Origin of the sequence: Paenibacillus sp. F4, assembly GCF_002894905.1 — a bacterium.
In the GTDB taxonomy this organism is placed as follows: Bacteria; Bacillota; Bacilli; order Paenibacillales; family Paenibacillaceae; genus Paenibacillus; species Paenibacillus polymyxa_B.
Genome location: NZ_POVS01000020.1, coordinates 167313 through 187419 on the forward strand (window position 1 = coordinate 167313; position 20107 = coordinate 187419).

Below are 20107 nucleotides of genomic sequence, written 5' to 3' on the forward strand. Positions count from 1 at the left end.
ATGATGATGCCTCCTTGAATTCCGTTAGGTTACCAGCCTTAATATGATATGAAAAATAACCGGGATTGGACTGGATAGTTGTACGCCTCTTTGACAAAAAGCGCATCGGTGTCCAACCCTTTTCACCGTGCTGTGCATGTAATGTAGAGTGGAACATACTACGGCCTGAAGTCCCTTTTCGACTACAGAAGAAGGGTCGCTGAGGGAAGGGGCGTATTAAAAAGGGAGGCACGGCTATGAGACTCGCACAGCTGGCAGGGGAATATGAAGCGGTCTTCAGTCTGGGACAAAACTGTACACCTGCCATTCAATTGGAAAAGAACCGTTTGCGGCCGTTTGCCGGGGTACTGGATTGGATGATGTCTGACACGCTGTCCGATGTGAGCCGCTTGCTTGAAAATCGGTTTGCCGGATTTATGGATTTGCCCAATTTGAGTGTCGTTGGTACGAGCCAACTGAATTATATGGTCAGAGATATCGCTTATAATGTGATCTCGGTACATGATTTTCCGCAGGAGCGCAATACGTCCTCGGATCTGGTGACGTATCCTGAGTTCAGGGAAAAGATTGACCGTCGTATCGAACGTTTTTTTGCAAAAACACAGATGGCGAAGCGCAGCTTGTTCGTCCGTATGCTGGGAACCTATGAAGAAGTAGAGGAACTGGAACGTATTTTGTCAGGCATGGTAGCGAATGAATTTCGTTTGTTGGTGGTGAATTGTTCCGGCGTAACGGAGTTGACGGAGGTGGATTGGCAGCTTCCGCATGTATGCGCGGTGGAAATGCCTTTTGACGATGTATGGAATTACAAGAGTGATCCGCATTGGCGTACCCTTTTTAAAGGGATGACCTTGTCTTCGGAAAGGGGAGGGCGTCGTGCTTGAGCGGTTGCAGGGGGATTATGATGCTGTATTCAGTCTGGGTGGACATTGCTTGCCTTCCATTCAGCTGGATAAAAACGGACTGCGTCCCTATGCGGGTCCGCTGGACTGGATGATTTCCGGTAACTTGTCACAGATCAGTCGCTTGCTGGACGCCCGTTTTGCCGGTTTTATGGATGTTGACAGTCTGCGTGTCACGGGGCACGATTACGGCGAGCATAACTTCATGGTCGAGGATGAAAACTATGGGATTACAGCGGCACACCATTTTCCGGTTAGCGAGAATACATCGGAGCAGCTGACTTCCTATCCTGCATTCAAAACGACGCTTGATCGCCGCATCGCACGTCTGCTGGATCAATTCACGCTTGCATCCCGTCTGCTACTGGTTCGTCTCGGGGGCAGTCGGGAGCAAGCGGTGGAACTACATGATGTGTTATTACAGAGGATTACACACGATTTTCGCTTGTTATACGTGGATTATACAGGGACTGATGGTGTGACGGAGCTGGATTGGGGATTGGAGCGGCTGGTTTCAGTGGAGCTGCCGCCTGAGGATATATGGAACGGTCAGGATGAGATGTGGCGTTATATGCTGGAAAATGTCAGGCTGCATGTCTGAGGTGCTGAGATTCCAGAGACACATTATAGATTGTCTTCGGCCTGTGCTTGTGCCTGCGCCAAGCTATAGGGAGTCGCATAACATGATGCGAAGGGAAGTCATATGCTTCGGTTCAAAAGGAGGGTGAGCTAGTGAAGGCTTTGGTCACCGGGGGAGCCGGATTTATTGGTTCTCAGCTGGTACGTGCGCTTGCTGATTCGGGCATCAGAGTGCATGTGCTGGATAATCTGACGACCGGGAATATCGCAAATGTGGACCCGCGCGCAGTCATGCATATTGCGGATATTCGCAGCTCTGAAGCTAGGACGCTGCTGATTCGGGAAAGCCCGGATATTGTGTTTCACTTGGCCGCACAGGCTGATGTGCAGCAATCCATCCATCAACCCGATGAGGACGCGGATGTGAATGTGCTGGGGACGATTCATTTGTTGCAGGCTTGTCATGAAGCCGGTGTGTCAAAATTTATATTTGCGTCCACGTCCGGTGTATATGGAGAGCTGCAAAAGCAATGTATACAGGAAGACGATCCCGTGGAGCCGATTTCAGGCTACGGACTGTCCAAGCTGACCGCAGAATCGTATATTCGACTTTTTTATCGGCTGTACGGTATGAACTACACGATTTTGCGTTATGGAAATGTGTATGGTCCCGGTCAGGCCGCGAAGGGAGAGGGTGGTGTAGTCGCTCTTTTTATGGAGCGGCTGAAAAAAGGAAGTCCCTTGCTCATTCACGGCGATGGGACGCAAACCCGCGACTTTGTGTACGTCAAGGATGTAGTTCGAGCGAATATGGCGGCTATTCATGCAGCGGATCAACGCACAGTACATGTAAGTACGGGACGAACGACGTCCATCAATCGACTGGCCTACGATTTACTAAAGCTACATGGTTCGTCTGTCCGCCCTGTATATTCACCGGCGCGAGCTGGAGATATTCACCATAGCTGTCTTAGTAACGCAGTCGCCAGACATTGGCTTCGTTGGGAACCGCTATACGGCATTTCTGCCGGTTTACAGGAAACGTATGTGAGCAGTATGGGCTTAGGCAAAGAAGGTATGTCTTGATCAAAAGCGCGCGGATATCAAGAAAGAGACTGAGGAAATACTCAGCCTCTTTTTCATTTGAATAGCAATTAGATGTTCTCGCCAGCCAGCTTCAAGGCTTGATCCAGGACAGCTGCACCGTTTCCTCTACCATAAGCCAACGTGTCAATGACATCTACAGGAATGCTATAGGGAGCAGCAATTTCGGTTACTGCCTTTTTACGCATCCGTACTTGAGGTCCGAGCAAAATAGCAATCACAGAATCTGTAATGCCTTCCAGCTCTTCCTTAATGGTGCTTTCGGGGATGGCTTCGATGTTCAGCTCTATGGATCTTGCTGCTGCTTCTTTTTTCATTTTAGAAACCAAAATGGATGTGGACATACCCGCAGCACATGCCAGAATAATTTTTTTCATCGTTGAGCGCCTCCAGAAATTCATTTTTTTAACTACTTATACTCTTCATCCAGATCAGCAACAAACGAGCGTTCCTTGATAGCAGCTTGATACCAGTAGCCAGATTTCTTCAAATGCCGACTTCGATCATTGTCTAGGTTAATTTCCACCAGTCCATAGCGATTTTTAAAAGCATTCATGGGAGAAACGTTGTCTGTAAAGGCCCACAGCATATAACCTGTACAGTTGGAGCCTGCTTCTACAGCTTGTAACGTGTAGTATAAGTGCTCCGTTATAAAGTCAATACGATAGTCGTCCTGAATGATGTGCTCCTCATTTTTGAAAGTAACCTCATTCTCAATGCCCATACCATTTTCTGCGACAAACCACTCGATATTGTGATATTCGTTCTTGATACGCATTCCCATATCGTAAATGATCTTGGGATAAATCTCCCAACCCCGTGACTTGTTCATTCTTTTACCCGGAAGATCAAAATGCTCATAGTAGTAAGAGGGGTGGAAGGGGGTGTTTTCGTTCCACGCTTTACTCTGCGCTTTGACCCGATGGGGATAATAGAGATTGATCCCGACGTAGTCAACGGTATTTTTCTTAATCACGGTCAGCTCTTCCGTTGTAGCTTCAAATGCAATATCATGCTTGCCCATGAGATCGAACAATTCTTGAGGGTACTCTCCTTTAATAAGCGGATCCAGAAATACTCGATTGTAAAATAAATCATACACATGCGCCGCGTATTGGTCATGAGTGGAGCTTGATCGGGCATACGTGACTTCGGGATTCAGAATAACGCCTATTTTAGCCCCGTGCTGACTATAGTTTTTTGCTTTGAAAAGCTGTACGCACTTCGCGGTAGCCAGCGTTTTATTATAGTTCCATTGCATCCACTTCCGCGTATTTTGTTCATAGGGATAGCGAAGGGCATCTAGATAGACACGAGTCTGTACAACAATGGGCTCATTAAACGTAAACCAGTGCTTGACCCGATCGCCGTACCGTTCAAACACTTTTTCCGCATATTTTACAAACAGCTCCACTACATGCTTAGAGGACCAGCCCTCATATTTGTCCAGCAAATAGGCGGGTACCTCATAGTGTTCCAGACAAATCATCGGCTCGACTCCGCTTGCAATCAGCTCATCAATGACCCGGCCCATATAATCCGCATACGTTTCATCCACCACTACATTCTCATAATCCGTTAAGAAGCGGGACCAATTAATAGAAGTACGATAATGGGTTAAGCCAATCTGCTTCATCAGCGCAATATCTTCGGTATAGCGATTATAAAAGTCGGTTGCAACCGCGGGTCCATATCCATTGTGCCAGACATAGCGGTCATTTTTGTACCATTGGTCTAGGTATGAGTCCTGACCTTCTTTTTTACCGCTCCAGCCCTCTGTCTGCCAGGCGGAAGCCGCTGCACCCATGATGAAATTCGACGGAATTTGTATCGTATGTTTAGCCATGACATGTTTCTCCTTTTCATTGTATAAAGAATGCGTTTTCAATTAATTGATGTATTTCTATAGTAACGCATTATTCAGCCGTTCGCTTGTTGGCAATTTTGACGAACGGGAAATAAATGATAATGGCTACCACAATACAAATGATCTGAGTTACGACGGCGCCAATACTTCCACCTGTAGACAGATAGGCATTAATAATAGGCGGAGTAGTCCATGGAACCATGACGACGGCTTTACCTGCAAATCCAAGCAACGTCGAGAAGTAACCGATCGTTCCTGTGATGAGTGGAGTGATAATGAAAGGGATAGCCATCAATGGATTCAACATAATCGGAAGTCCAAAAATGACAGGCTCATTAATATTAAACAGACCTGGGCCGAGCGAAAGCTTTGTTATTTCCTTCATATCTTCACGCTTGGAAGCGATCATAATACAAATCAAGAGGGCTAGCGTAATCCCTGAACCACCGATACTCATGTACACGTCCCAGAAAGGCATCGTAATAATGTTCGGAATGGGCAGTCCTTGCTCATAAGCAGTCATGTTGACGGTAATCGCGCCAAGTAGCAGGGGTTCACGAATGGGCTTTACCATTTGGTTCCCGTGAATACCGATCACCCAGAAGATTTGCGCAACCAGCATCAGCACCAGTATACCTGGCAGTCCCTGTACTACGGTCTCCAGAGGCTTTTGCACCACATTATAGACGGCATCGTACAGGTAGAGACCTGTAAACTTATGAAAGAAAAATCCGAGCATTGAGAAGACAGTCACCGTAATAATAGTAGGAATGAGTGCAGAGAAAGAAACGGCCACATTGCTGGGGACACTTTCAGGCATTTTGATTTTTAGCTTATCGGACTTGCCCAGCTTACTGTACAGCTCAACGGATAGGATGCTTATGAAAATACCTAAAAACAAGCTCTTGGTATCCGTAAATTGACGGGCTATGACGTCTGTTACTTTTTGCATTTCACCGTTAACCATCAACTCTATCGTGGTTGGTGTCACAGAGATAAAACAGATTAAAGCAAGCAAACCGGGGAAGAGATTTTTCTCTCCATTAATTTTTCCTAGCTCCAGACCAATCATGAAAATAGCCAGAATGGTAAGGATATTCAAGCTGGCATAGTTAATGCCCGAGAAAATCGGTTTGTACTCAGCCAGGAATGAGAACGGCTTAAAATGCGCAAGGCCATTGACCGGGTCCATGACCATATTAGAAATCAATACAGCAAAGGCACCGACAATAATAACAGGCATCAATGTGATAAAAGCTGATTTGATCGCTATAATATATTTAAAATTATTGATTGCATTTGCTACCGATGTGAGGCCGTCAACCAGTTTGTCTTTGAATGCCATGGGATAGCGTCCCTCCCTCTACGATTTCGGTACGAATTGATCAATGCGTTCATACAGGTCTACAAACTCTGAGGCCATATCGCGAATGGTGATGGCATTCATCAGATGATCTTGAGCATGCACCATCATGACGGACATCTCTGTTTTTTCACCCGCTGCTTCCTTGCGGATGATTCTGGTTTGAATTTTGTGGGAGGACACCAGTTCTTTTTTTGCTGAAGCTAATTCATCTTTGGCTTCCTGAAATTTCCCGGCCTTTGCAAGCTCAATCGCCTCCATGGCCGAGCTGCGTGCATTCCCTGCGTATAATATAATTTGGAATACAATCTCTGTATCATCCATGTCCTCCATGTTCACGTCGTGCTCTGTAGATTCATCATGATTCACGTGACCTTCTCTCCTTTCAATGATCCCTTCGTATGGATATTATAATTTGGAATCGCTTTCAACATAACGCACATTATTTCCTCTTCTTAACGGAAATAATTCGTTCTTCATACTCCTCATGTTCAACCATTTTTGTGCAACACTTCTATGAATTCTGTATACGATTTGCAGCGAATAAGCTGCTGGACGAGCTGTTCATTATTTAAAATATCAAGCAAGATATGATACATAGTCTGTAAATCTTCTGATTTCGTACGCTGTATACAGAGCATACAAATAAACTGTACCGGCTTGCCATCCCAATCGATTGCTTTTTGTAATGTACAGATGGCCCAAAACGTGGAATCTGCGAAAGGTTCCATCGGATGCGGGATCGCGACAAAGTTGCCAAATGAAGTGGGGGAAACGGCTTCACGCTCTATTACAGATTGCAGCAGGGGGCCTTTTACAAGATCTGCTTCGTGTATTTTTTCGGCTATAAATTCAAGCACTTGGAGTTTGTTCTCAAACTTCTGCTGAAGAAAGACCAATTTTTTTCGTACATACTGCACAGCAGGAAGTCTGGCCTCAGAAATGGCTTGCTCAATTTTAGTAATATCGGAACTGCCCAAAAATGTATTCACATGGATCATGGGGATAGAAAGCGGTTCTGAAATGGGGATCGTGCTAATGACAAAGTCCAGTGTATCCAAAGGCATTTGTTTCAGCTTATAAAATTCAGTGGTTCCCACGATATCCAACCTGGAACCGAAGACCGATTGAAGCTTATAATACAGCAGCTTAGCACTGCCGAGTCCAGAAGCACATACGATCATACATCTTTTGGGTGCGTCCTCCATTTTCTTTCTTTCCATCGCGACTCCGATATGAATGGCTAAATAACCAATTTCATTTTCCTCAATGTGTATATGAAGCCGCTGCTTGATGACCTCCGCAGCAATGATACCTGCTTCAAAGGCAAGCGGGTAATTGGCTTTGATTTCATCCAGCATAGGATTACGCAAATTCATTCCGTATTGATAACGGTTGATCACTGGTTTGAGGTGAAGGCAAAATGCAATCAGCAATTCTTGATCGTTATGAATGTTCATCTTCAACTGCTGATCAATTTGGTCCAGTATTTCGATAGTCAGTTCGTAGATATCTTTATCAATGATCTTTTTAATCTCCACTTCATCCATATGCGCACTAACGACTGTCCTTACACCCAGCAGGTGCACAGCAATGTACGCAACTTCAACAAGTGGAAAGGAGTGCTCCATGTTTTGTTCCAAAGCAGATACGATCTCAGTCGCCACCCTAAACTCTTTTTGTGCTTCAATTTTTTTCATCTCTTGCGGATAATACGACACATACCTTTCTTCGCGAATACGCTTACATGCTATAGCAATATGAATGACCAGATTGTTCAGGGCAATGTCCGATAACTGAATATCATGGATCTCAATACGATCCAGAATCACTTCTCTTATGAATTCCATCTCTTCGTTAGAGATCAGAGGAGGGTGGGACATCTGCTGCTCGCCTATTTCATCTGTCCTACTGAATATATAGTCGGAAATGCAATAACGCAGCTTGGCCTCATTCCCTTTGACTCGAATCCCATGATAAGGTCTGTTTTCCAGGGATAGTCCGTAAGTTGCCAGCAGCTTGCGCAGTTCTTTGAGGTCATTCTGTAAAGTAGATCGACTAACATACAGGGTCTCGGCTAAATCATCAAGTTTGACATATGCATTGGTAAGCAACAGCTTTTTCATTAAAAAACGATTTCTGGCTTCAGACGAATTCGCTAATGGATAGGGCACATTATTTTCATCATCCTTTAATTGCTTCAGCAGATGATGAAATGCTTGTTCGTCCCGAATCTCTAACTTGTAGCCTGTTCCTTTAAGGGGTTTAACTGCTGCTCCATGCTTTGACAACAGCGCACCCAATTCCTTTAAATCCGTTCGTATCGTTCGAGAAGATACCTTTAATGCATTTGCCAAGTGTTCTCCTTTGACCATCTGTTCAGCAACCAATATACGAAGAATATCAAAAATACGCACAACGAGCCCCCTTTCTTAGCTGTTCTGATGAACAGTATACAACGGTTAGAGCGTAACCAAAAGAAGGATTAACAACAGCGTGAATGCTAGATGACCTTGACACACTGGCAGATTCGGGGATATAGTGGATACAATAAGTCTTTGATTGAGGTGTAGTTATGAAATTTACAAAAGCAACGAATTATGCTCTGCACACTATGCTCATGCTTGTTACTGATTCGTCGGTTAAGCCGGTAGGTGTTCAGCAACTGGCTGAATCCCAAAATGTTTCACCAACTTATCTTTCGAAAATTTTGACAAGGCTTGTGAAGGCTGGGATGATCGAATCGGTTTCCGGAGCCAATGGAGGCTATCGCCTATCCCGTCATAAAGATGAGATTACCTTTTTGGATATTATCCATGCCATTGAAGGAACCAATTCTTTGTTTGAATGTGATTTTGTCCACGGCTCCGAGTGCCTGATTCAAGCTGTAATGAGGGAAGCAGAGGAGAAAATGGAACGACATCTAAAAAATACGAAATTGGTCGATTTGGCGCAAAAGCAAACACAAGTTTAAAAGTAAGCGACTTTATATAGAAAGAGGGTGGTTGCCAGTTATGTAAAGCGTTTTTTTTGTTTTATTGCAGATATAAAGAGTCTTTAATATCTTTTAAAAGGAGTTGGGTGTTATGCTGTACGATTGCGCTATTATTGGCGGAGGACCCGCCGGATTGAATGCAGCCCTCGTGCTTGGCAGGGCCAGAAGAAGTGTGGCTTTGATTGATAATAATCGGCCCAGAAATGCGGTTACGCATGCGTCGCACGGTTTTATTACGAGAGACGGCGTAACGCCGGCCGAGTTCCGCCGTGTAGCTTATGAGGAAGTGTTGCGTTATCCATCTGTCCATCATCTGCAAACCGAGGTTGTTTCGATTACAAAAAACGAATCTGGATTTGAGGTACTTGATTCGTCAGGCCTTCGCGTTCAAGCCCGGAAATTGATATTGGCGACGGGCGTAAAGGAGATATTCCCCGAGATTGAAGGTTTTTATCCGTTATATGGGAAAAGTTTATTTAATTGCCCTTATTGCGACGGCTGGGAGTTGCGGGATCAACCGCTTGTCCTCGTCTCTGAATCGGCAGCTATATTTCATACAGCCAAACTACTCTTTAACTGGAGTAAGGATTTGATCGTTTGTACGAACGGTCAGGCATCCCTGTCGGACGAGCAAAAAGAACGGCTCTATTCTAAAGGAATCATCGTAATGGAGCAACCTGTTGCGGCGTTCATCGGTCACAATGGAAAGCTTGAGCATGTGCGCTTTACGGATGGCACTCAAGTCCCGAGGGTCGGCGGCTTTGTATCTCCCCAGTTTGTACAAAGTGCACCGTTTGGAGAACGTTTGGGCTGTGAAAGAACGGAGTCGGGCGGGATCAAGACGGATGAAGCGGGGAGAACCTCCATACCTGGTGTATATGCTGCCGGGGATTCATCGTACTTCATGCCTTCCCAGTTGATTTTTGCCGCGGCCGACGGCAGTCGAGCCGCTGCGAGCGTAAATATGGATTTGACAGAGGAAGATTTCAACGAATGACGATAAATTGGAATATCCCACATGGAGTCCGATAATAGAAAAGGCCGCCAACATGGCGGCTTTATTCTAAAATCATAGAGACAGTAAGCAATAATAAACCAATGATCATAGGTTATTCTGAGGCTAAACAAGATCTTCTTTCAATAACCTCCGTATTCACAAGAACCTGAGTATGATGCCCCTGATGATTGTTAAGCCTCTCCATAAGCAAGTTGACAGCAGTTCGGGCCAAAATATCCTTTTTCACATGAATGGTTGTGAGTTCCGGGCTAATGACCTTGGCTTCATGAATATTATCAAATCCCATGATGGAAATTTGTTCAGGCACTCGAATGTTCATCTCCTGAAACGTTTTAATGGCACTGATCGCCATATAATCATTTTCGCAAAATAGGGCCGAAGGTAGCTCATTCAATTCATGAATAGCTGTTTTAAATGCGTCCTGTGACATTACAAGCATGGGATGCATATCAAATGTAAGCCCATTTTCTATGGAAAGATTGTGCTCCTCTAAAGCCGCCATAAACCCTTCCTTTCGTTTTGTAAAGTTAAGAATCCTGGTACTGGATTGTACGTATCCTATCTTTCTGTGTCCTGACTGAATTAAATATTGGCCTGCCTGATACCCACCAAGATAGTTGTTAATAGATACGAAACTGGCATCGACCTGTTCAAAGCAAGTATCCAGAATCACAATATTGGAATGAATGGATTGTATGGAATGAATAATCTCAGAAGTTAAATTGGTACCAAGTAGAAGTACGCCTGAAGAAGGCTGATCTTTTTCCAAAGCAGATAATTCTTCTTCGAGGCTATGGCTATCAAAAGACGAAAAAATCAAGGTGTTTCCATGTTCTCTCACCTGATTGGTAATATGATGAATTAACTCATTGAAAAATGGAAGTGAATCATAATGCTCTGTTACGATGTCTGTATTTTTACAGGCCACAAAGCGTATCACATGATGATTTTTAATAACTTCCTTGCTTGTCTTCATGGTGCGTGGTTTATATCCATGCTCTTGGGCTATTTTTAGGATTTGCTCCTTGGTTTCTTCACTGACTCCGGGTTTGTTATTAAAAGCAAGAGAGACAGCAGACTTCGAAACACCTGCAAGCCTTGCAATATCATCAATTTTCAATGTGGAACCCCCTATTGAACTAAACTACATAAATTATATCATTACTCTGCAAGAAAGTTTAGCTTATAAACTAAACTAAACTAAATAACTAAAAGTAAAAATTTGTTGACCATTTATGATTTATAGTGTTAATATTCAAGTGTAAAGCGCTTTAATTTAGTTTATTTTGCGAAAAAATCATATAAATTTAGTTGTTTATTTAGTTTTGTTTAGAGAATTTGTGAATACAGCAAGAGAGGAATGGTGATTTATTTGAGTTTAAACATGGCTGAAAATCAAAGAAGTTTTACAAAAGAGGAAAAACCTTTTTTTTATTTGGCAGATACGGTTTGGAGTGTATTTACCAACGCGACGATAGAGGAGTGGAGCGACTATCTTGATTATCGGAAGATGCAGGGTTTCAATGTGTTGCAAATCAACATGCTCCGACAATGGGACGCAAGTGAATCGGATCTGAATCTACAGCCGTTTGCATTACTGGAAAATGGGGATTTCGACTACCATACATTAAACGAAGCTTATTTTGACCGGGCAGAAATCATGTTGAAAATGGCTGTAGAGCGTGGATTTGTTCCGGCCCTGGTTCTATTGTGGTGTAACTATGTGCCGGATACATGGGCTGAAATGTTCCAAAAGGGTAATAAAATGCCGTTTGAATGCGTTGAACCCTATGTAACGTACGTCGTAAACCGTTTTTCTCCATTTGATCCTATTTTTCTGATCAGCGGGGATAGTGATTTTCCGACCGAACGTGCCAATTCCTATTATCTAAAAGCACTGGATATTGTACAACAATTAAGCCCGACAAGCTTAACTACACTGCATATTCAAGGGAGATTGAGGGAAATTCCTCCAGCCTTTGAGAAACACCAGGGTCTTGGATTCTATATGTATCAATCAGGACATAATTCAGAGTTTCAGCATGTGGGCCATGAGATTGCTCAACATTTCTACCATAAGCCGGATATACGGCCTGTCATTAATGGTGAGCCATGTTATGAACAAATTAGTTATAGCCGCAATGTGTATGGCAGATACACTGCACTGGATGCCAGAAAAGCGGCATGGCAAAGCCTCCTTGCAGGCGGGGGAGCGGGAATTACCTACGGGGCGCATGGGATTTGGAGCTGGCACAAAAAAGGAAAGAAATTCGGCATTGTAGAAGGGGAAGGATTCGATAGTCCCTATGATTGGAGAACAGCATTGCGATTTGAAGGTGCATGGGATTATTCCTTTATTAAATATTTGTTTGAAATGTATAACCTTATTGGCGTAAAGCCATTGGATATTGTTTTAAACAAGACAGAGGAAATCAGAGCTGCGGGGAACGAGAATTCCATTATCTTGTATGTCCCATTTAACACGAAGGTACGACTAAGTATCAACGTGCAGGATTACAAGTTTACAACGATTGATTTAGACGGGAAGCGGTTTGCCCAAACCGACGTGTCCGTCCAAAAGGATCAATCGGTGCTAGACATGCACAGCTTTGAAAGTGATGTTGTCATCATCGGAACGAAATAAAAACAGAGAAGAATGTGGATGGAGTGAGCAACATGTGGAAAATCGGCGTTATTGGAACGGGATATTGGTCGGAAAAACATATAAAAGCATGGCAGTTTATCTCGGATGCAGAAATCAAAGGATTTTGTGATCGAAATAAAGGCTTACTTTTTGAAAAAGCAGCTCAATTCCATGTACCTACTGAATATTGTTATACCAGCCTGGAGGAGATGCTAAGCGAAGCGGATATTGATGTCGTGGACATCATTACACCTCCTGAGACACATCTGGAACTGGTTAGACTGGCGGCCGCAGCCGGAAAACATATTATGTGCCAAAAACCTTTTGCACGTTCTGTTGAAGAAGCTGAGCAGATTGTAGGTATTGCTGAAGCCGCAGGAGTCAGACTTATGGTGACGGAAAATTGGCGTTGGCTTGAACCTTTTCAAATTATAAAAAAGTTGTTGGCAGAGAATATCGTTGGGAATATGAATGTTATACGTTATACGCATACCGATTTTTATTCGCCAAGGTTTGCTCCGGAAAAAGAGCTGCCGCAGCCATTTTTCAGAGATATGCCCAAGCTCTTGTTTTATGAAATGGGAGTTCATTGGCTGGATACTTGGCGTTTCTTATTCGGTGAACCTCAGCGTTTGTATGCGGAAACCAAGCGGGTCAGCCCATACACACAGGGAGAAGACACGGGCATTATCATGTTAGGTTATGAACATTATTTTGGTCTTATGGACATGAGCTGGGCGACTCGTAGGGAACTGAATGGGCAGCTTCCAGAGCAGGTCCTTCCCGATCATAAAGAACAGCTGGTGATTGAAGGCGATGAGGCCACCCTAAAACTGTATAACACAGGTAAATTATGTCTCATTAATAATCAGGGAGTCGAAAAAGTATTGGTTGAAAAGACTGAATTAAACTATGAGGAAAGCCATAAAAAGCTACAGGCTCATTTTATAGATTGTCTCAACACGGGAAAAGAATTTCAAACGAGTGGTCACGACAATATCAAGACACTTCAGCTTGTATTCGACACCTATGACAGCGCAGAAAATCATAAAGTTCATGTGTATTAAGAGGCAACAGGATGTCCATTAACGATATTGTGATGTATGTTATTGCTCTTTTTTTAGTGCTAGGTGCATTGGATCAGTGCTTGGGAAATCGCTGGGGATTGGGACAAGCCTTCAACAATGGGCTCATGACCATGGGCTCTCTTGCTCTGGTCATGATAGGAATTGTTTCCTTGGCTCCTGTACTCGCCTCATGGTTGATTCCCATTGTTTCACCGTTATATGTGGCAATAGGTGCCGATCCGGCATCCTTTGCTAATACGATATTGGCGGTAGATATGGGAGGATACGCACTTGCGGCGGAAATGGCGCACAGCCAGCAAGCGGGCGTGTTTTCCTGGGTTTTTCTAGGGACCATGTTTGGCCCAACGCTCGTATTTACGATTCCGGTTGCCCTCGGCATTTTGGAAAAAGAGGATCATCCATATTTTGCAAAAGGTATCTTGATCGGTATTAGTACAATTCCCGTTGGTTGTTTCATAGGGGGAATAATCGCTGGTTTTGACGTGATAATGATTTTAAAAAATCTGATTATTCCCATGCTTCTTTCATTAATCATTATGCTGGGTTTACGTCTATTTACGGAGCTTACGATCCGATTGTTCAAGTGGTTTGGTAACGGCATTAGGCTTCTATCCCTTGTCGGTTTGGCAGCGATTGGGGTCGAAACCTTAACTGGATTTGTTATTATTCCCAATATGGCTCCGTTGTCTGTCGGTGTGCAAACGGTTGGAACGATTGCTATTGTATTGGCTGGTGCGTTTCCGTTGGTTGCTTGGATTACAAAAATATTTAAAAATCCGCTTCAACGGGCAGGACGTTTGCTAAGCATAGATCCATCGACTACTGCTGGTCTTGTGGCTAGTCTTGCTCATAACATTCCTACGTTCACTTTAGTCAAAGAGATGGAGCCCAGAGGCAAAGTGATTAGTATTGCTTTTGCTGTCAGTGGATCTTTCGTTCTGGGTGGACATCTTGGCTTTGTAGCAGGAATGGACAAGAATATGGTGATTGCCATGATCGTGGGTAAACTTGCAGGCGGAATAAGTGCCGTAATTGTCGCAGTTATTGCACATCCGACTACTACGAATAGAATAGAAAGCGCATCCAAGAAGGAGTGAACATGATGGATCATAAAAAAACAGCCAAAGAAGTATGGAGTGCCGTGGGCGGAAATGAAAATGTAAACAGTGTAATTCACTGTGTAACCCGATTGAGGTTTAAATTGAAGGATAATCAATTACCTGATAAGGAACAAATCAAGCAGATTGATGGCGTCATTACTGTCGTAGAAAGCGGCGGACAATTTCAGGTGGTCATTGGTAATGAGGTTCCTAAAGTATACGAAGCTCTTTTGGAGACGATGGGAGTAAAGCCGGATCAAGCGAGTCAAGAAGAGCAAAACAATGAGAAATCCAGTTTATTCAGCCGATTTGTCGATGTGATCTCAGGCGTGTTTATGCCCGTTATAGGCGTACTCGCCGCTGTGGGGATTCTAAAAGGACTGCTGGCCTTATGCACATCCCTGGGCTGGATGACGGATCAGATGGGCACGTATAAAATTTTACACGCGACAGCAGACGCTATGTTTTATTTCTTTCCGATTATTCTAGGATTTTCAGCAGGTAAAAAATTTGGAGGCAACCCGTACCTGTCTGCTGTTTTGGGGGCCGCCTTGGTGTATCCGACCATGACTTCTGCCTTTACGGATAAAACGGCGCTGTCCTTTTTGACCATACCTGTCGTTCTGATTAATTATACTTCTTCTGTTATACCTATCATTATTGGAGCGTTCTTAGCAGCTAAGGTCGAAAAAATGATAAGTAAGTATGCACCTGCATCCATTAAAATGTTCATTGTGCCTTTGCTGACCTTGGTCATCATATCACCGATTGTTTTTCTGGTTGTCGGACCGATATCAACTATAGTCAGCGATGGGTTAGCCAAAGGCTCTATGTGGATTTACCAGTTAAGTCCAGCTGTAGCTGGTCTCGTTCTGGCCGGGTTCTGGCAGGCCATTATTATCTTTGGTCTGCATTGGGCATTCATTCCAATTCTCCTGAATAATGTAGTTACGAACGGTTTTGATCCCATTAACGGAATGCTGTTCTGTACTACTTTTGCTCAAACCGGTGCGGCCTTTGCCATTGCTTTGAAATCACGTGACCCTAAATTAAAGCCGATTGCGACTTCCGCGACGATTGCAGGCTTGATGGGGGTTACTGAACCAGCTATTTACGGAGTTACGTTACCCGCCAAAAAACCATTTATTTTAGCCTCGATCGCTGGAGGTATAGGAGGAGCTGTAGCCGGTTTTCTGGGTTCAACGGCATATGGATTTGCCGGGGGCGGCATTTTTGGTATTCCTCTGTTCATTAATCCAAAAGGCATAGATGCAGGTTTCATCGGCTTTATCATATCTTTGGTTGTGGCTTTTGTACTCGCATTTATCCTGACCTATCTTTTCGGCTATAAAAATGCTAAACCTGCGCCTGAGATTAAGGTTGCAGATGAAAGCAAAGAGGAGGACAAAGTGGTATTCAGTCCTCTAAACGGTGAATTGATTCCTTTAACCGCTGTAAATGATGAAGCTTTCTCAAGTGGTGCGATGGGTCAGGGGGCTGCTATTATTGCGAAAGATGGGGTAGCCTACGCACCTTTTAACGGAACTGTTGTTACCGTTTTCAAAACAAAACATGCCATCGGGCTTATTTCTGAGGATGGAGTTGAACTGCTCATTCACATTGGAATTAATACGGTCAGCTTGAAAGGAAAACATTTCACCTCCTTTGTGTCTGAAGGGGATACGATTCAAAAAGGGGACAAGCTGGTTGAATTTGATCCCAAGGCTATAGAGGATGAAGGTTATGATATTACCACATCCGTCATTGTAACCAATACAGCCGTGTACACGGATATTTTAGTTGAAGGCTCCAAGGATATTCATGCAGGAGACCGCTTACTAAAGATTAGATAGATTCCAATATTCAATAATAAAAGGCAAGTTAAAGCTGACGATGGCCCGTGTATAAAAAGGGTTGTCGTCAGCTGTTTTTTAGTTACCTCACACCCAGCGTGTTCATCATCTGCCGGAAGGAGCGCACATATTTATCCGGTGCCAACAGGCTGACGATCCGTGCCAGCCCCTTCTGGCGGATAGATTCGCGTTGAGGTATGTTGTTCATCAGGTCTAGTCCTTCCAGTATCGCCTGTAAGATGTCTCCCTGCTGATAAAATTTACCAGTTTCGTTGTGGTCAATGAATGCCCGTACTCCGTCTGAATCAGAGCTTAATACCGGGCAACGACAGGCCATCGCCTCAGCTACCGCATAGCCAAATCCCTCCACCAGAGAAGTCGACAGCAGGTAGCCACCTGAGTCGCCAATCATGGAATAATACAGAGGCATTTTGGCATGAGGCACGCTTTGAAAACGCTCGATTACTGAGGACATGCCGAGCTGAGTAAGCATTTTTTCGAATTGTATTTTATCCTCTGGCTGTGACAATGTGTCATCATAAAACATCCAAATCCGAAGATCCGCACGATTTTGTAGCATCCAGTAAGAAATGTCGATAAAATGCCTCCAATTCTTATTGGGCTCCAGCCGCCCAACCCATGCAATAACCGGGTTGGTCGGAGGAGTGTTAGGTACATAATTAAATACGCTGGTATCCAGTACGTTGGGAAATACATAACGATTAAGCCATGGACACGTGTTGGTAAATAGCTGCACCAGATGAGTTGTATTGGGCAAGAGCACCGCGTTGGCATGTCTCTGAAGATACGGAACGGCATCCGCGACCACCCAAGCAGCCTCTTCGTGAGAACCAAAGCCCTGCGATTCATAGATTAATATCCCCTGATAGCCCAACATTCGCAATCTGGCGAGCATAGGATAATCCGATGAGACGATAATTGCATCATAGCGATTAGTAATTACCAGCATTCGAATTTCTTCTTCAGATGAAGTCATGAACACAGGAATATCGCCGTGCAGGTTTTGCATCCCCGTACCCTGCTGATAATAGAGAAGATGACATTCAATCCCGTCCTGCATGAGCACTTTACAGCGTTGGCGGTTCAAGGTTTCCACGCCGCCGCTAGGTATATAAAAAGTAAATAGAACTTTGATCTCGATAACCTCCTTTGCCAATCACAAGCTCCTATACCAAGTTATTCAACCTACAGGACGGGGTGTGGGTTTCTATGGAAGCCTAGATTGAATTAGCGCATAATTATGGCTAAGGCGAGAATCGTCCGGGGAGCGCTCTGTTGCTTCTTTCGCAAATTCACATGCTTTGTGCAGTAGACCCAACTCGTAGCAAGCGAGGGCTCCGAGATCATACAGCGTAGCGTCCCAGCAAAAATCCTCTTGCATGTACGTATCCGGTCGTGTTGAAATACGCAACGCTTCTTCAACCATATGATAGACAGCGGGCCAGTTCCGTGTATGATAGGCCAGCTGAGCCATTTCCGTGTAAGGTTCACGTAAATACGGTGCTTCCGCAATAGCCCGGTATAACCAACGTGTTGCCTCCTGCCATTGTTCACTTGCTTTATAGGCTCTAGAAATAAAGCGCATCGAAGCGCTGCGCTCATCTGCCCAGCGTGCCTGCGGCATGGCAAGATGTTGTTGCAGTGTAGCAATGCACTCGTCCCAACGACCATGATACATATATTCCCGCCCCAAGTAATGCATGTTGCGGTCATCCTCGGGAAACTCGCGCACAGACTGTTCTAGAAGTGGAAGGTATTGGCTGCGGGATTTGTGCGGATCGGGATCATGATACAAGCGGAGCTGACCGGATCGAATGCTACGTTCTTCACCCTCCCCGATATATTCAAGCACCTCGTGAACCGGGCGTACCCAGCGGTAACCGTGACGAGTGTGTATTTTTTCTTTCCAGAACCATGTATAACCGGTATCTTGCCCCGGCTGTCCATGCGTAAAGGCATATAGCATCCGGGTAGTTCCTTCCTTCCAGTTACGTTCCAGCCGCGACCGCCAACCTTCCTCCCAGACTTCGTCCAGATCCGTACAGACACAAATATCTACATCGTCGGGGACCAGCCGCAGGGACTCATTGCGAGCCTTGTCAAAACGCCAAGGGGTTACCTGAATACGATGCACCTCTGCACCCGCCTCGCGTAGCAGGGGAACGGTGTCGTCTGTAGAGCCGGTGTCCGCTACAATGACAACATCGGCTTCCCGCATGGTGTGCATCCAGCGCTTGGCGAATCGGGCTTCATTTTTGCTAATGGCATAGACAGCTATCTTGTACCGATTCGATTGTTGCATTCCGCTTGCTCCTCCTTTGACTTACTTAAAGATTGAGGGGTGAGTATGGGAGACATCTCTATTGGGAAGGGTTCAGGATTGAGCTGAAAAATTGTCGATTATGCAGGACATGCGGGTCGTTGGGAACGTACGTGGCAGCTTGCTCGTTGTGCCAATTCGCACGTGTGTAATCCTTCATTCGAGAATGGCAAATGCATAGCTGGATATGAGGAAACCACGTTTGGTACGCGTCTTGTACCGGGCCCATCGTGTCGGGAGGATTCAGAGTGGTAGCCATGTCGTACCAATAAATAGCTTTGGAGATCTCATTTTTATGCAAAAAATAATGACCTATCCGACAGCATAGATCTGCCCTGGGCGTATCGAAGGTCAAACTATGGAGAGCCGCGGTAATACTTTGCTCCAACTTGCCAAGTTGTTGCAGACAGTCGGCCATTTTGCTACATGCACTAATCGCATCCTCTACCCAGCATTGTCCGGTATCCAGAAAATCCCGGTAAGCCTGCACGGCCTGCTCATATCTTTTATTATCTCTTAACTCGTTAGCGTAATAGTAGAGGTCACGAGGAGAGAAGGCATGACCTTGAGCGAGCAACTTCTCATAAATTCGCAGATTTCTTCCTGGAGAGACTGTATGTGTTCTGGTGTGAGTTATGGCGATATCGGCATGTTGAATATTCCCGTCTACGGCGAGGTACTCATGCACGGCTCCGTGCCAACGGAATCCGGCTGACCTTCTGATCAAGCGGTTTCGGCGAAAATGTAGGGTGACATTGCCATGATCATCAAAGCCATAATGATAATTCATAGACACGGAATCGACGGTTGGTACGGCTGAGGAATCAAGGGTTTGCTTCAACTCAAGCAGCTTGACGGCATCCTGCTCCTTCAAAATATCATCGGCATCAAGCCAGAGAATGTACTCCTGCGTAGCTTGCTCAAACGAGTAGTTACGTGCAAGGGCAAAATGATCTACCCATTCAAATGGAAAAATTCGATCCGTAAAGTTGCGACATATGTCAATGGTCCGATCCTGTGAACCTGTGTCCACGATGTTGATTTCATCCACAATATGATGGACCGATTCCAGGCAACGGCCAATAGTATTTTGGTCATTTTTGACGATCATGCACAGGCTGATACTGATCAATTGAGCATCACTCCTTTGGGGAACCATCTAAGGGTTCAGATCAAACATAAAGTTGGATTTAAAAAGGGGCTGAGTTATAGAAGCCCTGCCGCAATCGCGGCAGGGCATGGATGACAAAGCC

General features: G+C 44.7%; 18 protein-coding genes. 9 read left to right on the forward strand and 9 right to left on the reverse strand.

The window, feature by feature from the left end:
• The first annotated feature begins 236 nt into the window (after nucleotides 1-236).
• From C1T21_RS24155 to C1T21_RS24165, 3 genes are all read left to right on the forward strand, one after another.
• The gene (locus C1T21_RS24155; RefSeq protein ID WP_103050048.1) at nucleotides 237-884 is read left to right on the forward strand and encodes a DUF1796 family putative cysteine peptidase; all 648 of its coding nucleotides are present in this window, start codon (nucleotides 237-239) and stop codon (nucleotides 882-884) included.
• Nucleotides 877-1503, forward strand: a complete 627-nt coding sequence (locus C1T21_RS24160) for a DUF1796 family putative cysteine peptidase (protein ID WP_103050049.1) — start codon at nucleotides 877-879, stop codon at nucleotides 1501-1503. Before C1T21_RS24155 ends, C1T21_RS24160 begins: the two co-directional genes overlap by 8 nt.
• Nucleotides 1504-1634: 131 nt before the next feature.
• A complete protein-coding gene (locus C1T21_RS24165; RefSeq protein WP_103050050.1) occupies nucleotides 1635-2567 on the forward strand; it encodes an NAD-dependent epimerase/dehydratase family protein in 933 nt (310 codons plus the stop codon).
• A 68-nt stretch (nucleotides 2568-2635) separates the two neighbouring features.
• Here the strand turns inward: C1T21_RS24165 and C1T21_RS24170 are convergent, their stop codons facing one another.
• The 5 genes from C1T21_RS24170 to C1T21_RS24190 all read right to left on the reverse strand — a co-directional run bounded on the left by C1T21_RS24170 (nucleotide 2636) and on the right by C1T21_RS24190 (nucleotide 8232).
• The gene (locus tag C1T21_RS24170; RefSeq protein WP_061830059.1) at nucleotides 2636-2962 is read right to left on the reverse strand and encodes a PTS sugar transporter subunit IIB; all 327 of its coding nucleotides are present in this window, start codon (nucleotides 2960-2962) and stop codon (nucleotides 2636-2638) included.
• A 32-nt stretch (nucleotides 2963-2994) separates the two neighbouring features.
• Nucleotides 2995-4431, reverse strand: coding sequence for a glycoside hydrolase family 1 protein (locus C1T21_RS24175; protein ID WP_103050051.1), 1437 nt, complete (start codon nucleotides 4429-4431; stop codon nucleotides 2995-2997).
• Between the two features lie 70 nt (nucleotides 4432-4501).
• A complete protein-coding gene (locus tag C1T21_RS24180; protein ID WP_103050052.1) occupies nucleotides 4502-5797 on the reverse strand; it encodes a PTS sugar transporter subunit IIC in 1296 nt (431 codons plus the stop codon).
• Between the two features lie 18 nt (nucleotides 5798-5815).
• Entirely contained in the window at nucleotides 5816-6139 is a 324-nt protein-coding gene (locus C1T21_RS24185) for a PTS lactose/cellobiose transporter subunit IIA (protein WP_250274013.1), read from the reverse strand.
• Nucleotides 6140-6306: 167 nt separating this feature from the next.
• Entirely contained in the window at nucleotides 6307-8232 is a 1926-nt protein-coding gene (locus C1T21_RS24190; RefSeq protein WP_103050054.1) for a BglG family transcription antiterminator, read from the reverse strand.
• 158 nt (nucleotides 8233-8390) lie between these two features.
• On the opposite strand from C1T21_RS24190, the gene C1T21_RS24195 reads away from it, so the two are divergent.
• Both C1T21_RS24195 and C1T21_RS24200 read left to right on the forward strand, forming a co-directional pair.
• The gene (locus C1T21_RS24195; RefSeq protein ID WP_103050055.1) at nucleotides 8391-8789 is read left to right on the forward strand and encodes an Rrf2 family transcriptional regulator; all 399 of its coding nucleotides are present in this window, start codon (nucleotides 8391-8393) and stop codon (nucleotides 8787-8789) included.
• Between the two features lie 112 nt (nucleotides 8790-8901).
• Nucleotides 8902-9807 carry an NAD(P)/FAD-dependent oxidoreductase gene (locus C1T21_RS24200; protein ID WP_103050056.1) on the forward strand — a complete coding sequence of 302 codons (906 nt, stop codon included), beginning with the start codon at nucleotides 8902-8904 and terminating at the stop codon, nucleotides 9805-9807.
• A 112-nt stretch (nucleotides 9808-9919) separates the two neighbouring features.
• Here the strand turns inward: C1T21_RS24200 and C1T21_RS24205 are convergent, their stop codons facing one another.
• Nucleotides 9920-10948, reverse strand: coding sequence for a LacI family DNA-binding transcriptional regulator (locus C1T21_RS24205; RefSeq protein ID WP_103050057.1), 1029 nt, complete (start codon nucleotides 10946-10948; stop codon nucleotides 9920-9922).
• A gap of 243 nt (nucleotides 10949-11191) precedes the next feature.
• On the opposite strand from C1T21_RS24205, the gene C1T21_RS24210 reads away from it, so the two are divergent.
• Genes C1T21_RS24210 through C1T21_RS24225 form a run of 4 tightly spaced genes read left to right on the forward strand, consistent with a single transcriptional unit; the run spans nucleotide 11192 to nucleotide 16513 of the window.
• A complete protein-coding gene (locus C1T21_RS24210) occupies nucleotides 11192-12472 on the forward strand; it encodes a glycoside hydrolase family 140 protein (RefSeq protein WP_103050058.1) in 1281 nt (426 codons plus the stop codon).
• 32 nt (nucleotides 12473-12504) lie between these two features.
• Entirely contained in the window at nucleotides 12505-13539 is a 1035-nt protein-coding gene (locus C1T21_RS24215) for a Gfo/Idh/MocA family protein (RefSeq protein ID WP_103050059.1), read from the forward strand.
• A gap of 11 nt (nucleotides 13540-13550) precedes the next feature.
• Complete coding sequence (eutH, locus tag C1T21_RS24220; RefSeq protein ID WP_103050060.1) at nucleotides 13551-14657, forward strand: ethanolamine utilization protein EutH; 1107 nt, start codon at nucleotides 13551-13553, stop codon at nucleotides 14655-14657.
• Between the two features lie 5 nt (nucleotides 14658-14662).
• A complete protein-coding gene (locus tag C1T21_RS24225) occupies nucleotides 14663-16513 on the forward strand; it encodes a beta-glucoside-specific PTS transporter subunit IIABC (RefSeq protein ID WP_103050181.1) in 1851 nt (616 codons plus the stop codon).
• Nucleotides 16514-16595: 82 nt separating this feature from the next.
• Here C1T21_RS24225 and C1T21_RS24230 read toward each other — a convergent pair whose 3' ends face one another.
• From C1T21_RS24230 to C1T21_RS24240, 3 genes are read right to left on the reverse strand one after another with little or no spacing between them, the layout of a single operon-like run.
• Nucleotides 16596-17690 carry a glycosyltransferase family 4 protein gene (locus C1T21_RS24230; RefSeq protein WP_103050061.1) on the reverse strand — a complete coding sequence of 365 codons (1095 nt, stop codon included), beginning with the start codon at nucleotides 17688-17690 and terminating at the stop codon, nucleotides 16596-16598.
• A 51-nt stretch (nucleotides 17691-17741) separates the two neighbouring features.
• A complete protein-coding gene (locus tag C1T21_RS24235; protein WP_103050062.1) occupies nucleotides 17742-18836 on the reverse strand; it encodes a tetratricopeptide repeat-containing glycosyltransferase in 1095 nt (364 codons plus the stop codon).
• A gap of 58 nt (nucleotides 18837-18894) precedes the next feature.
• A complete protein-coding gene (locus tag C1T21_RS24240) occupies nucleotides 18895-19986 on the reverse strand; it encodes a glycosyltransferase (RefSeq protein ID WP_103050063.1) in 1092 nt (363 codons plus the stop codon).
• Between the last annotated feature and the right edge of the window lie 121 nt (nucleotides 19987-20107).

Coding starts and splice junctions, on each gene's coding strand:
- C1T21_RS24175 (WP_103050051.1), bottom strand. CDS start 4,431: ATGGCTAAACATACGATACAAATTCCGTCGAATTTCATCATGGGTGCA.
- C1T21_RS24170 (WP_061830059.1), bottom strand. CDS start 2,962: ATGAAAAAAATTATTCTGGCATGTGCTGCGGGTATGTCCACATCCATT.
- C1T21_RS24195 (WP_103050055.1), top strand. CDS start 8,391: ATGAAATTTACAAAAGCAACGAATTATGCTCTGCACACTATGCTCATG.
- C1T21_RS24225 (WP_103050181.1), top strand. CDS start 14,663: ATGGATCATAAAAAAACAGCCAAAGAAGTATGGAGTGCCGTGGGCGGA.
- C1T21_RS24185 (WP_250274013.1), bottom strand. CDS start 6,139: ATGGATGATACAGAGATTGTATTCCAAATTATATTATACGCAGGGAAT.
- C1T21_RS24215 (WP_103050059.1), top strand. CDS start 12,505: ATGTGGAAAATCGGCGTTATTGGAACGGGATATTGGTCGGAAAAACAT.
- C1T21_RS24200 (WP_103050056.1), top strand. CDS start 8,902: ATGCTGTACGATTGCGCTATTATTGGCGGAGGACCCGCCGGATTGAAT.
- C1T21_RS24155 (WP_103050048.1), top strand. CDS start 237: ATGAGACTCGCACAGCTGGCAGGGGAATATGAAGCGGTCTTCAGTCTG.
- C1T21_RS24180 (WP_103050052.1), bottom strand. CDS start 5,797: ATGGCATTCAAAGACAAACTGGTTGACGGCCTCACATCGGTAGCAAAT.
- C1T21_RS24235 (WP_103050062.1), bottom strand. CDS start 18,836: ATGCAACAATCGAATCGGTACAAGATAGCTGTCTATGCCATTAGCAAA.
- eutH (WP_103050060.1), top strand. CDS start 13,551: ATGTCCATTAACGATATTGTGATGTATGTTATTGCTCTTTTTTTAGTG.